8 protein-coding genes are annotated in these 14700 nt (G+C 30.5%); all 8 read right to left on the minus strand.

The window, feature by feature from the left end:
* Window positions 1-140 precede the first annotated feature (140 nt).
* Complete coding sequence (locus N4A55_RS15320) at window positions 141-437, minus strand: hypothetical protein (protein ID WP_293758005.1); 297 nt, start codon at window positions 435-437, stop codon at window positions 141-143.
* 196 nt (window positions 438-633) lie between these two features.
* Window positions 634-1293, minus strand: coding sequence for a hypothetical protein (locus N4A55_RS15325; protein ID WP_293758008.1), 660 nt, complete (start codon window positions 1291-1293; stop codon window positions 634-636).
* Window positions 1294-1370: 77 nt separating this feature from the next.
* Window positions 1371-2123, minus strand: coding sequence for a YwmB family TATA-box binding protein (locus N4A55_RS15330; RefSeq protein ID WP_293758011.1), 753 nt, complete (start codon window positions 2121-2123; stop codon window positions 1371-1373).
* A 99-nt stretch (window positions 2124-2222) separates the two neighbouring features.
* On the minus strand, window positions 2223-3080 hold the full coding sequence (locus N4A55_RS15335; RefSeq protein WP_293758014.1) for an S-layer homology domain-containing protein: 858 nt from the start codon (window positions 3078-3080) through the stop codon (window positions 2223-2225).
* A 32-nt stretch (window positions 3081-3112) separates the two neighbouring features.
* Window positions 3113-7534, minus strand: coding sequence for a fibronectin type III domain-containing protein (locus N4A55_RS15340; RefSeq protein WP_293758016.1), 4422 nt, complete (start codon window positions 7532-7534; stop codon window positions 3113-3115).
* 11 nt (window positions 7535-7545) lie between these two features.
* Window positions 7546-12540: a hypothetical protein gene (locus N4A55_RS15345; RefSeq protein WP_293758019.1), complete on the minus strand. Its 4995-nt coding sequence runs from the start codon at window positions 12538-12540 to the stop codon at window positions 7546-7548.
* Between the two features lie 345 nt (window positions 12541-12885).
* Window positions 12886-13305: an ATP synthase F1 subunit epsilon gene (gene atpC / locus N4A55_RS15350; protein ID WP_293758021.1), complete on the minus strand. Its 420-nt coding sequence runs from the start codon at window positions 13303-13305 to the stop codon at window positions 12886-12888.
* 11 nt (window positions 13306-13316) lie between these two features.
* On the minus strand, window positions 13317-14699 hold the full coding sequence (gene atpD / locus N4A55_RS15355) for a F0F1 ATP synthase subunit beta (RefSeq protein ID WP_293758023.1): 1383 nt from the start codon (window positions 14697-14699) through the stop codon (window positions 13317-13319).
* Between the last annotated feature and the right edge of the window lies 1 nt (window position 14700).

Here is a 14700-nt window from a genome sequence, read left to right on the forward strand (position 1 = left end):
TACATTATACAATGTATATGTAGCGGAGAAAAGATGTTTATCGTTAGGCATCTTTTTTTCTTGTAAAAAAGTCAGCCTAACTCCTAATGAGTTACACTGACTTTTTTTATGTGTGGGCTAGTCTATTTAACGACAGCCCCTCATTTAATACTATTATTATGGCCCATTATCCTACCATAACCAGCTGATTCATTGTCATGTTTATATTTCATGGGAAATAATTTGCACATTCTATCCATTAACTCTTTATAAAACAACTCTTCTGCATGTTCACTGTTAAAATCATTATTTTTTCTATTGAACCAATTCTTGCATTTCACTTCTTCAGATGATTTTAATTCTGACTCAATCTCTTTAACATCTTTCCATTTACCAGTATTTAATATTTTTTCAATACTACTTTCAAGAGCAAAAACATCCGAATCCTTACACTTCACAAACTGTCACTCCTCGCAAAATTAATTTTTAATATAAGCAATAAAAATATATTATTGGTTATTTAACTTATATAGTAAATTTATTTTATTATTCCCTACTTCATTCATATTTATTACATGAGGAAATTAAGTTGGTTATGATTCATTTACATAAAATGATCATTTTGTAAGAAAACGTATTACAATATTATTAAACTTATTCAAAAAAGTCAGGATATCTATAATAATATGGTTTTGGATAACATATTGGTCTTCTGGAACATCTTCTTCTAGATCTTCTACATCTTCGTCCATACATTTCATTTACTAGCATAACTTGAATTGTATTTCTTAACCATCTATTAGGCTTCCTATAGAATCCGCATCTTTTGCTTGAAGGCTCTATTTCATTATTATCTATATTGTTGCTCTCTATTTTTTCTGCAAATTCTTTTATATCTATTGTATTATCTTTTTCTACTGCTTCATAGATTTTATCTGTTATCATTTCTATGAACTCTTTTTCTGGATAATCATCATACATGTTACTTCCACTATAATCCATCTTATCGCATTCTTCATCAATGTAATATTGAATTTTCTTGCACACTTCAGGATATAGGACTCTCATTTTCTTTTTATCCATTTCATCCATACCATTATAATCTTCTACTGGCATTTGGATAGGAACTTGCATATTAGGGTTCATATATATTCCAGAGTCATATTTTCTGTCATAGCCACTTTTATTATATCGATTTTGGATAGAACCATTTTTTCTATACCCATAATTACCGTACCCAAAGGTATCATCTCTTCCATCTGTCACAGAATATGGATTATAATAATATTGGTAAGGGTCTTTATATTTATCCACTTTAAAATCCTCCAATTTATATGTCAATATAAATATATGCTTTTAAAATGGTTTGGTTCTTAATTTATCAATATATTTTAATAATCAATGGTTATAACTGGAATAGCAGCATATAAATAGGTCATATCTTCTAATTCATTATAAGTCAATGCCAAATCAACATTGATTTTTTCACCTTCAGTTATTATATGTTCATCAATATATCTGGAATATCCATAAATGCTGTATATGTTTTCTGTCTTGAAACTATCTTTTACCTTACAACTCATCTTATTTGCAATCTGTTTAACTATCTCTTTTGCCTTAGATTCATCTAACTTACCTTTATGCTTACTTGTGATAGTAAGATTATCTCTCGCATCCATATCCATTTCTTTGAATATCTCAGTGATCTTGTCTCTGAAATAGAGTATGCTACCACACTTATCATTTAGAACTATATTTATGACTATATAATTCTCTACTTTTAATCCATTATTAGCCACTTCCTCTACAAGTTCAACTACTTTAATTGTTGTATCTGCTTCTTTTGTTTTCTTATTGATACTATAAACTTTTTTGAATTCTTCAGAATTATAATCTTCATTATATTCTGGTTCTAATCCCAGCTTATTTACAACTTCTAGAGCAAGCTTTTCCATTTCTGATTTAGTCATATAACTTTTACTATATTCTCCCCATATATTCAAATCGGTTTCACAGAGAGTAAAATTAACTTCGTTAAAAGTTGTTAGTAACTTTTCTTCACCATTAACAATCATCTTCTCTACATCATTAGCCACTATTAGAGCAGCAAAAACCAGAATAATACATGTAATTTTCTTTAACATAAAAAATCCCCCAATCTCATACTTTAATATATTAAAAGTATGAACACTTAGGAGAAATTTTATTCACTTAACACCAAGTAATTATTATATATAATATTATTATTTTATCGTATAAATAGTCTGTAATACTCTTGACAAAATCGTTGCACATTGTTGTCTTGTAGCCTTCATATTAGGTTTATATGGATTATAGAAAGTATCTATATCCCTGACTATATCAGCTTTTGCCATATTGACAAAATTCTCGTTGCTCCAGTGATTAACTGTAGGAGCTTTGAAACTACTTGACTGAGCATGGAATCTGAATGTCTTATCTATTATTTTCAATACTTCACCAATAGTTATATCTCCCTTAGGATTACAGAGCCCATTACCATTTCCTGATATAATACCTTTATTAGCTAAAGTCATAATGTACTTCCTGCCCCAAAAAGCATTGTCTACATCTTTAAAGATGGATTCTGATTGGGTATCAATCTCATAATCAGCAGTCGCAGCCAACATGGCAAAAAATTCAGCTCTAACTACATTATTATTAGGTTTGAATGTATTATCTTTATAACCATTAATAATACCTCTATCATATAAATTAAGTATATCGTATCTATTTACTTTATCATCTGGTAGATCCGTTAGAATATCTTGTTCGACCTTTTGCTTTTTCAAGATGATTCTTACTGGAAAATTAATTCTATCTATAGTCATTTTATTAAACCCTTTTGGAATATTACTCCCAACTCTATATGTTACTTCCAGAACATTATCTTTAGTCAAATAATAACTTATTATTTGTATTTCTTCGTTATCATTATCAATATTCCAATATAGTTCTATCTCTCCTTTAGTTTCAGAACCCTGAGTAAAATTGTATATTACTCTACTAGAAATAGCTGACACCATGATTGTGTTAATAAATAGACTGCTTATAATTGTAAGTAGTATGATATATTTTTTCATTAAACTCATTCCTCCCTTCTACACCTTTTTTATCACTCAATTTTGGACCATATGCTAAATACTTCTCCATACTTCATACTATCTTTTGCCCTTATATCATTCGCATTGCTAATCAATCCAAGCTTTATTGCTTTTGCAATACTCTCCTTATAAGTACTATCTATAGTGGAATCCTTCTTAAGATTACTAAGAACATCACTGTCATATTTGATTAATTTATCATTCATTATCTCATAAGTCCTAATAAACATATTGAATCCTGCTTCTCTTGACACTGTTGCCTTGTCATGAGTACCTGTTTTACTTATTAAAGAATTAGTCAAATGTCTCATAGTATTCTTATTGATATATTTAGCCAAGTCAATATTTCTTTCTTCAGTTAATACTCCATACATAATATTTAACATTTGATTTTCAGTAATATTATTATCTGGATTATAATTATCAAGTCCACTAATCTTGTATTTACCAGCTATTTCTTTTCTTGCAACTTCAGACCAGTGAGTTGGAACTGTAGGTGTTACTGTATCCATTTTCTCTTGATCTGTTATATATAATCCAAAGACTCCTAATGAACCTGTGTTAAATGTAACGTTACCAGAGTAAGTATTATATTTACCTTCTATCTCCTGCCACTTTTTATATTTTGAATCCTTTCTATAAGTAATGACATCTTTCCCATACAAACCATATCTAGGCTTAGCTTTTACGTTAATCAGCATTTCTTTATCCGTATACTTTATTTCATTAGTACCTTTATCCGTTGAAATATACATTCCTAATTTCTGAGGGATTCCTACAGAAACTAATGCATCTTCTGGCATAAGTTCCGGTATATAATAATTACTGAATTGGTCTATATTGATACTGATGGTTGGAGATGCTCCATACTGTGTTATCTGCATATCAATAACACTTTTCAGTGATTCGTATGGCATTTCTAGAGTCATATCTCCTGCTTTAACTAGAATCTTGACTCTATGAGAATCAAAAGCTTTAATAACTGTATGTGGAATAAGCACTTTCCTCTTAACAATAGGATTATCTTTATACTTTGATATATCTATCTCATATACATAAGTATTGTGTTTAATCAAATTAGTAATAAGTCTTTGATCCACATTATTGTCAGCCATATCATCTTGTCCTGTTCCAGTACTTCTAAATCTATAAGTTAACTCTTTTTTCTCTTTATCATATATAAGTTCGTAATCCTTACCTGGTAGTATTTCTAATTCAGGGTCTGTATGACCATCATATTCAGAATTAGAATATTTAGTCAGAACCCGTATTGGATTAGAGAAGGTAAGTGAATCTTTAACTATCAGCTGACCTTTCTCTGGTCCAGTAACAGTTACACGAGTCTTCATTCTAACATAATAGAACCTGTTACCAATAAGCTTATTTATCTTGACCAAATATTTTTCTAGTATTTCAACGTTATCAGGTTTCAGGTCTCCCTCTCCACCAGCAACTTCAATATAGATAGGATCAATAAACAATCCATTATCCGCTACTTCCATTAGATATGTAAACTTTTTCTTTATTGTTGATTTATCACCTTCTGGCTTAGGTTTATCATCCGCATGTAAAAGCCATTCTATGCCTATGTAGTCTTCTGTTACACTGTCAATATAATCATGTTTTTTCATAGACTCACTTGAGGCAATACCTATACCTCTAGGTGGTAATGGATTATCTATATCTTTTGTAGTTCCTATAGTTACATTACTCCATGGCGATTTATTATTATTAGTTGGCTGAATACTCCTAATCCAAAAATAATATTGGGTATTAGGAAATAGATCATCCACCGTTACTTCATAATAAGCTCCATCAGTTGGATAAAGTGCGTCTAATGGATCTTTAGGCAATTTATATTCCCATACCTTAGCTGCTTCTACATCTTCTTTAAGTGAATATCTAATCTCATATTTGAAACTAGTATCATATTTCCATGTTAATGTCATCGTAGTATCTGTATAATCATTTATATAAAGACTAGGTACAGTTGGGTCTGGATTAACTACGGAATCTTCTGGTTTAGTTGCAACAACAATTGGTGTAGGATAATGGGCTAATATTAATTTTTTAGAATTGAGTTCTCTATATGGATATACCATAAAAAGATATAAGGTATTTGGTAACAAACCATCTTGCTTATAGTATAAATAGGTAGCATCATCCACATCTTTTTTAACCTCAATATTCTCCCATCCTATTTTATTTACTCCCTTTTTATCATCACTAACTAATTTATTATAATAATCCACAAATGAGTACTTTGAATTCTTTTGTTTTTGTATATTAATTTCTTTTTGGACTTGAGCATATGGAATCTTATAAAATTTATATTTAACATCTGATACACCAAATTTATCTTTACCTAAATCAATCTTTCTACTTAATAACTCAAAATCCTTATACTTAACACTGTCTATGTTCTTTACATAATTAGTTAATCTAGTAATTTCATTTTCCTCATTATAAATAGGAAAATATTCTGCTCCTTCAACATATTTGGTATAGATTTTCGCTGTACCATTATCATTTACCACCCAAACTTGATTAGTCCAGCTAGAAAGAGTAGAGTATGTTGCTGTATCCTTAGCAATAACCTCCCACCATTTTTCTTTCCATTGAATAGCAACTTCTGTTGTGGTTGTATCTTTATCCTTTACCTTTAGAGGTGGTTTTGCAACTGATGGCGGTTCAAAAGAGTCTCCGTTATATCCATAGTAAAGTGATACAATAGTTGGCTCTGAAGCATTTTCTTTATCACCCCATTTTTTTTTAGCTACTATCTTTATGTAATATAAACTTCCAGGTGTTATTTTTTGCAGTTCCGATTTATCTTTATCATAATAGCGTTCTAAGTTATATTTAAAACCTATAATTTCATTACTGGTATTCTTTAATATATTATTAGTTGAATTATCTCCGTACTTTTGATTATCAACTATCTTTTTAGCTCCTGCTAATGACTCCAAATCTCTAGTAACGTATATATCATAATAAACATCTGTATCAGTAATTAACTTACCATAGGTAGGTGAACTACTAACAACATCTTTTCTTTTGAACGCCCCCCATACAAAATTTATGGAATCTCCTGCTTCAACTACATTAAAAGTACGTTTAGCTTCTAACAAATCACTAATGTTGTCATTATATGAATCTCCTTGAACTAAGTATTTCTTTTCCAGCTCATTCTTTATTTCATTTAATGGCTTGGTCTTAAGAGTTTCAAGTATTGCTTTAGTCATTAAGTTAGGAACTGCCGGTTTAGTTGGTTTAATATTCATTGCCAAAGGTACAAATGGAATTTTTTTTGACTTAGGCTTAATGGGTATCTTATTAGAATCTCCTACGGCTTTATAACATAATTGTAATTGATATTCCACAGACTTATTAGGTTTTCTTACACGATAATACTCCATCTTAGCAGCATCTTTATCGAATATAGCTATATTCCTAGGTTGGTCATTAATGTATTCAACTAATCTTGCCTCAACTAATTCGTATTCACTTTGATCCTGACCTACTTTAAAACTTGCTGGTATGTTCCATTCTAATCTTACATATTCTCCATCCTCGAACACCTTAAGATCTATATTAGTTGAACATGTCCATATGTAAGGATAATTGACGTTCTTAACCAATGGTTTACTATCATAATACTCAGTCACAGGTTCTACCATTATGGAATATATTTGTCCTGGATATATATTCTGTTTTAATTTATATCTTAGGCGATTTCGTTTTTTAACATTATCATAATATTGCTGTATTTTACCAGATTTTACAGTAAGATTATTGATTTCTCCTTCTTTGTTATCAATAAGCTCTTGTTTTGTCTTATTAGAATAATCCCCAACAGCATATACTATTCGATATTCAAATGTATCTATTCCAATATCATCCCATACAACCTCAATACTGTCATCCTCTGGTATTAATTCTACATTAATATCTGTTATAGCATATACTGTCTTCGCCGTCCCAGTTGTAGGTGCAAGAACCTGTGTTATTTTTCCATCAACTACTTTTTTATGATAGTGGTACGGTTGTATAAATACTTCATATAAAGAACCAGTATTTAATACTATTTTATCATGAACTTTAATACTCTTTTTATTAAACTCCTCTGATCCTGAATCAATTTTAATTTTCTTATCAACTCTAGAAGTTTTATTATTTACTTTCAGTTCATAAAAGTCTGGATCATGTACATCTGCTAAATTTGGTGCAGGACCCCATTTATCTGGTACCTGCCAGCTGACTGTCATAGTAGGTCTAATGATAGGTTTCCCAGTAACAACATCCTGTCCAATAATATAATAAACATCATCAATTGATATATCTTTCACGGGTATCTGTACATTGGCCATTACCCTAATTGGTTGGACAAACATGCATATAATTATCGCTAAACATATTAATTTCTTCTTCATCTATTTTCCTCCTACCAATCAATCTTATTATTGATCCTTGTCAACATTTCTAAAACTGTTTCTGTAACAACTTCTTTATTAGGTAATAATCTACCATCTGTCAATTTGATTATACCTAAATTAACTCCTTTAATAAGTACATCTCTATATTCTTCCTGAATATCATCAGCGTCTTCAATAATGTTATAATCAGTAACATTAATACTATCTAAGTTAAGGTTATTTTTTATTGAATAAGCCTGCATGAATATATACATAACCTCATCTTTTCTCATATGCCCATACATATCATCTACAGGAATATCAATATTTTGTTCTTTTAACCATTTTTTATTATCATAGCCTTTTTCAGCTCCTAACACTCTAGCTGTAGCTGATAATAATTGGTAGTTGTATACTTTATAATTAAGATTACTAAGTTCACCACTGTTAAAGATATCTGTCAATCTATACTGGGTTACCAAATCAGTAACCATACCGTTATATATATTATCTAATTTACTATACATATTTGACTTTGGTGTAAACAGATAAGAACCTGTTTTATATGTTTCAATATTATATGAACCACCATAGTTATCACTATTAATCCTAGTAAATGAACTTCCATCTCTTCTATAACCTTGTAAAGTATCATTAATCTTTCCAACATTAAATGTCATTCTAATACTTTGATTAAATTCATTTACTGTACTATATTTAGTCTGAATATAACTTTTCATCATGCTTTTAATATTAGTTCTATGAGTCTCTTTTACTAGTTTTAGAGTATCAGTTACTATTTTCAATAATTTTGCATCGTCAATACCTGACTCTAACTCTTTATCTAATTGCTTTATAAGATAAGTTTTTTTACTTTCAACTGTCTTCTCAAACTTCTGTATAATTAATTTTTCCAAATCATCTTCTGAGATATTACTACCTACTACCTGAACATCATAATTCAAAAGATTAGTTGATGGTAACTTTCCATTTATCTTATCTTTATATTCCCCAATGTTCATGACTAATCTGACATAATAATCTCTGGTAGAACTACTATACTTATTAATCTCATCAATCTTATCTAGTATTTCAGCTGTCTTATCTTTTGATAAAGCATATGGTCTGATACCTAAATCACCATTTGGAAATTTAATCATGATAGTTATTCCATTATCATTAGCAGTCTCAATCATCTTAGCTGGTAAATAATACTCTTGTACACCTTTTATTGCATCTACCAAATAGTAATTTCCTTCTTTTACATATTTTAGATCTCCAATATTATAGTCTTGGCGATATTTTATAACTTGTTTCTTATCATCTTTTTCAATTTCCCAATAAGATTTTTTTATAAGTTCCTGAGCTTTGTCTTCATAATACTTGATATACCCTATATATTTATTTTCTTTATCATAATCTTTCTGATTAAATTCTGTACGTGTACTAACTCTATCTGAAAAACTAGACCTTGGATATACTTTATCCCCATTAGGTAATGTATCTTGGGGCTTAGTTCTATCTTCTATCCTTACTTTTATGCTATAGGTAGTTCCAGGTTTTAATCCACTAATCTTATAGAATACCCTTGTATAACCATCATTAGCACCTTTTACCTGCTCTAAATAGTAGTTACTATATTTTGTATTACTATAATCAGTATCTTTATCGCCTTTTACAAATATTTCTATACCATAATTACCTGTAGTGTTATAATCAGTTGGTATAGGGGCATCAAATCTTATTACCGTTTCTCTTTTAGGGTCATAAGAATACTTAGAATTATGGTCTACAATTAAATTGATTGGTCTTCTAATAGGAGCAGTTGTCAATGAATCCGCCACCCAAGCAGAAGCTGATTTGGGAATCTCAGACTCAATTCTTATTGTACGTACGTAGTAATAATATACTTTGTTAGATAGATTATTATTATCAATTATACTAATCTTATTGTCCTTAACTTTGAATGTCTGTTTAGCATCAATCCATGTTTTTGTATTTTTATCATAATATTTTAAAATATATTTTTTATCTTTTACATATAGTCTCCATCCTTCTATAACTACACCTGTTAGTAGTTTTGAATCAAATATGTCTTGTAACATCTTTCCACTACCTAATGATTTTGGCAAGGATTTATTCTCAATACTGATTAATTCAAAACCGTATTTATCTTCTACTAATTCAATTTCTGAAGGGAACTCCCATGATATTTTCCCAGAAATCATGCTATCATCTAAATGCTTTACTTCCATATTCTCTGGAGCTAATGGTATTAACTCATTATCTCCAGGGTTAGATGGAACAACTGGTGATGTAGTACTTAACATGCTAGAAGGTTCTGAACGTCTCTTATCAACAATAACATTTAAGTTCGTCACATTACAAATATCTAACTTAGTCACAATTCTTATATAGTAATTAGTATTAGGGTCTAGATTCAATAGTTTTAATTCTCCAAATCCTGCATCTGTAGGCTTAGTCTGTATATCACTATAAAGTATATTATTAGACCTTAGTTTATCTATTTCATCTAGGGTCAACTCAATATCATCTGAGTAATCAGCTATTTTATATACTCCGTTTTCCTTTTCTCTATCCGCATTATCTAAATCTAATATTTTTTCTACATCACCAATAGTTGTCATCAATGAATCTAGCTTTAATATCTTCTGTTTATCTTTAGATATATATATCCTGTAATTGATATTTTTAATTTTTTTATTAATTGGTGAAATCATATGATCATTATAATTCTTAATATCAACAAGTTTGAATTTTACATTAAGACCTACTCTTGGTTGTTGCTCCGTGGTAATTCTTGGGGTATAATTAATGTTTCCAACCATGGGTATGTCATATCTTAACATACTAAGTGAAATGCTATCTGCAATAGAGCGGTCACTTTGTCCTACTCCACCTGTAGGAATGATATATACCGATCTCATTTTAATAAAATTAATTCCTGGAAATTCATAATCATATTCACTAGCTGCTTCTTCGGATTTTGTATAAGGTACTATTTTATTACCCAAATCTTTTTTTATTGGTTTTGACCAGATTGTTGGTTTATCAGCTAATGGACTACCCTTGTATTCACCTCTAATAACAATATTTTTGATTTGGAATAAATTTTCATTAGCATTATATCCATATTGATATCCCGATATTGTCGATGGAGTAGCTTTTTCCATTCCTGAATCAACTTCTTCTACTTTGATATTTGCTCCATCCTTATATACCTTAAAGACTTTTGTAATTGTGTATTTATTATTTGTTTCTTCTGTAGGTATATCATTGAATAACATCTCGTAATATATAGCACTGTTCGTTTCTGACAGCATATTATTTAATAAATCTTTATCAGGGGCATGCCACGTTAAGTCAAATTGTACTTTATCAGGGTTAGTAGAATTTAGGTCGTCAGGTGGAACAACAGCTAGATTCTTAATTTCCTTAATTCTTGGTACTGGAGGCGGCACATTTTTGTCTTTTGTAGGTACATATTTTATTGTTTGAGATCTAAGAGGTGATCCTGCAAACTGAATACCTACTTGATAGAATTCTTGAGTACTTCCATTCTTAAATGGAACTGGTATGTATATATTAAGATCTGAATTTTCTTTTTTGTGATAGTGTTTTAACCATATATCATCATCATCAAATTTTGATTTTTTTGTTTTACTATGATAGATAGTATATTCTAAATCATCTGCATTACTACCTGCATATGGCACTATATCCAGATATGCATCATCCATACTTGCTCTTTTTACAATGTAATCTAAATATGTATAAGCATACTTATTGGTAGGCTCATATTGATTAAACTGATAATTAGGGCTTTCTTCTAAGGTAATAGCTGCTGTATATACTCTACTTGCTCCTAAGTCATCCCATTGCAAGAAACTTTTCAGTGCAATATTTGCATCATTATGAAGTTCTGACCTATCTTTAACTAACTCAATTGTATATGTTCCTGTTACTGAATTATAATCAAATTCTGCTAACTTATTGTTCCCAGTAGTTAAATTAGGCGGATTAATAAATTTTCCATCGTTTACATCCATAGGTATTATAATATCAGTATTATCCCCATTATCTCTAATATCTTTTAGTGCTAAAACAGCATTAATAAATTTACCATCAGCTTTTTTCAATTCGTCTATTGTTGCAATTTCATATTGTAATTTATCATTATCTGTATTAAATATCTTTGGTCTATCAAAAGTAATTCTAAGACCGGGTTTACTACCTGGGCGTATGTTAGAATCACTTGGTATTTCTATGGTCTCAATATCTTTATTTGTATTATTATTTGTATCCTTTACCCAATGTGTTGGTACTATCTTAAAGTTATTAAATGCTTTTAATAATTGTAATTTTTCTTTTGTCGTATCTGGTGTAGTTATTTCAAATGGTACAATACAGCCTTTCTGAATACCTTTTGTAAGAAAGCTCACTGTTTTTGTCTGCATATTCCATCTAAATCTAACTGGTAAATTATTAATAACAAATGATGCTCCTGGATACTTAGAACTTGCTCCCTTTATAATAGTAAATTTCAAGGAATCTCCATCAAATAACCCATCTTTTTTTGTTATAGACTCTAATTGAGGTACAAGCAAAGTATAATTCATCTTAGCAAATGATTTATCAAATTCTGTTTCTGTTATACTAGTTTCAGTATTCTTTGTTGTATCAATCTTTATCATATTATATTTTACAATTAACTGATTAACTTGATGTTCAAATGTAACTTGTGTTTTTATCTTATCCGTAAGATAATATTCTAATGTATACAATCCATACTCATTTAACTTCCAGTTAATAAGAACTTCATCGTCACCAGCTTTATTACTTACTATTTTTAATAACTTATCCATAGTATCATTTTTTTTCCATTCAAAGCCTAGATCTGATGCGGCTTTAATAATATTTGTATTACTTAGATTAAAAATAGCTACAAATAAAAAAACTACTAAACACATTGAAGTTATCCACAAACCTTTTCTTTTATTCATCATTTATCCCCCTTATTAATGTTATTTGTTCATATTTAATCTTGTATCCAGTACCAAACCTTTAATATCAAAGCCTAAGCGTACTCGATACATATATCTAATCTATTTCATCAGTATATAATTATAAATAATTATCTCTGTTTCTAGAAAATAACATAAAAATCTTTTTCAATTATATATCGGCATTTTACTTATAATAATTGATAGAAACCATCAAATTAACCCACGATTTTTATTAGGAAAATTTCCCCATAAAACATTAGTTTAGTCTCAACATAAAAATACCCATAGATTAAACACTTTTATAAGTGTTATATCTATGGGTATTATCATCATTCTTATTATCTATTTATCAGAATCATCATATTTACTAACTTCAATTCTAACAACGGACCTAGCTAGAGCAGCTTTAGTCCTAATCTCATTGAGTTCAGCTTTATCAGCCTTAAGTCTTCTTTCGGCTCTAAGCTTAGCTTCTTCGGCTCTTTTTATATCTATCTCATAGGGCCATTCTGCCGCATCTGTTAGAATTGTCACTTTTTCAGGAGTTATTTCTACAAAACCTTTATGGATTGCAGCTTTTTCTACTTTGGAATCATTCTTGATAACCATCATCCCACTAACCACTGGCGTAGTTAGAGGTATATGATTAGCATATACTCCAATATCTCCTTCACTGGTTTTAAATTCTACACGTTCAACATCATCTTCATAGAATATTCGTTCTGGTGTAACAACTTGTAATAAAAATTTATTATTAGCCATCTAATCACCTACTATACTCTGCTTAAAACATCATCAATGCTACCTGCCATTAAGAATGCATTTTCAGATATATTGTCATGTTTACCATCAAGAATTTCCTTAAATCCTTGAATTGTATCTTTTAGTGGTACATATTTTCCTTCTTTACCAGTAAAATTCTCTGCTACAAAGAATGGTTGTGATAAGAAATATTGAATCTTTCTTGCTCTTGCAACAATAATCTTATCGTTTTCTGATAACTCATCCATACCTAGAATTGCAATGATGTCTTGTAATTCTTTGTATCTCTGAAGTATTTCTTGTACACGTCTTGCAACATCATAATGCTCCTCACCTACAACCAAAGGTGAAAGAATTCTTGAACTTGAATCAAGTGGGTCTACTGCTGGGTAGATACCACGTTCAACAATATCACGGGACAATACTGTCTTTGCATCAAGGTGAGCAAATGTAGTTGCTGGAGCTGGGTCAGTCAAGTCGTCCGCTGGTACATATACTGCTTGAACGGATGTTATGGAACCGCTCTTAGTAGATGTAATACGTTCTTGTAATGCACCCATCTCTGTAGCAAGTGTTGGCTGATAACCAACCGCACTAGGAACACGTCCAAGTAAGGCTGATACTTCAGATCCTGCTTGTGTAAAACGGAAAATATTATCAATGAATAATAATACGTCACGTCCACCTTCATCACGGAAATACTCTGCCATTGTAAGACCTGTTAATCCAACACGCATTCTCGCTCCTGGTGGCTCATTCATCTGTCCAAACACCATGGTAGTCTTATCAAGAACTCCTGATTCTGCCATTTCATGGTATAAGTCATTTCCTTCTCTTGTTCTCTCACCAACACCGGTAAATACTGAATATCCACCATGCTCTGTTGCAATATTACGTATTAATTCCTGGATAAGTACTGTTTTACCTACCCCTGCACCACCAAAAAGACCTACTTTACCACCTTTTTGGTAAGGGCATAATAAATCAACAACTTTTATTCCAGTTTCTAGTATTTCAGTTTCAGTTACTTGCTCTTCAAATTTTGGTGCTTCTCTATGAATAGGCCAGCTATGCTTTGTCTCTGGTGCTGGTTTATTATCAATCGCTTGCCCTGTAACATTAAATATTCTACCTAAGGTCTTTTCACCAACTGGTACTGTTATTGGATTTCCAGTATCAACTGCTTCCATTCCTCTTGATAGTCCATCAGTTGGACCCATGGCTATACATTTTACAATGTCATCACCAAGATGTTGAGCAACCTCTACTATAAGGTCTGATCCATCAGCTTTTTTAATTACAATGGCATTGTATAGAGCTGGAAGATGTCCACTGAATTTTATATCCAAAACGGCACCAATAATTTGAGTGATTTTACCTATTTGTTCTGCCATC

It is taken from the genome of Vallitalea sp., assembly GCF_025211055.1.
Taxonomy (GTDB): Bacteria; Bacillota; Clostridia; order Lachnospirales; family Vallitaleaceae; genus Vallitalea.

Bases quoted from the DNA above. Each gene is read 5' to 3' on its own strand.
- N4A55_RS15330 (WP_293758011.1), bottom strand. From the start codon at position 2,123: ATGTTAAAGAAAATTACATGTATTATTCTGGTTTTTGCTGCTCTAATA.
- N4A55_RS15335 (WP_293758014.1), bottom strand. From the start codon at position 3,080: ATGAAAAAATATATCATACTACTTACAATTATAAGCAGTCTATTTATT.
- N4A55_RS15340 (WP_293758016.1), bottom strand. From the start codon at position 7,534: ATGAAGAAGAAATTAATATGTTTAGCGATAATTATATGCATGTTTGTC.
- N4A55_RS15345 (WP_293758019.1), bottom strand. From the start codon at position 12,540: ATGAATAAAAGAAAAGGTTTGTGGATAACTTCAATGTGTTTAGTAGTT.
- atpC (WP_293758021.1), bottom strand. From the start codon at position 13,305: ATGGCTAATAATAAATTTTTATTACAAGTTGTTACACCAGAACGAATA.
- atpD (WP_293758023.1), bottom strand. From the start codon at position 14,699: ATGGCAGAACAAATAGGTAAAATCACTCAAATTATTGGTGCCGTTTTG.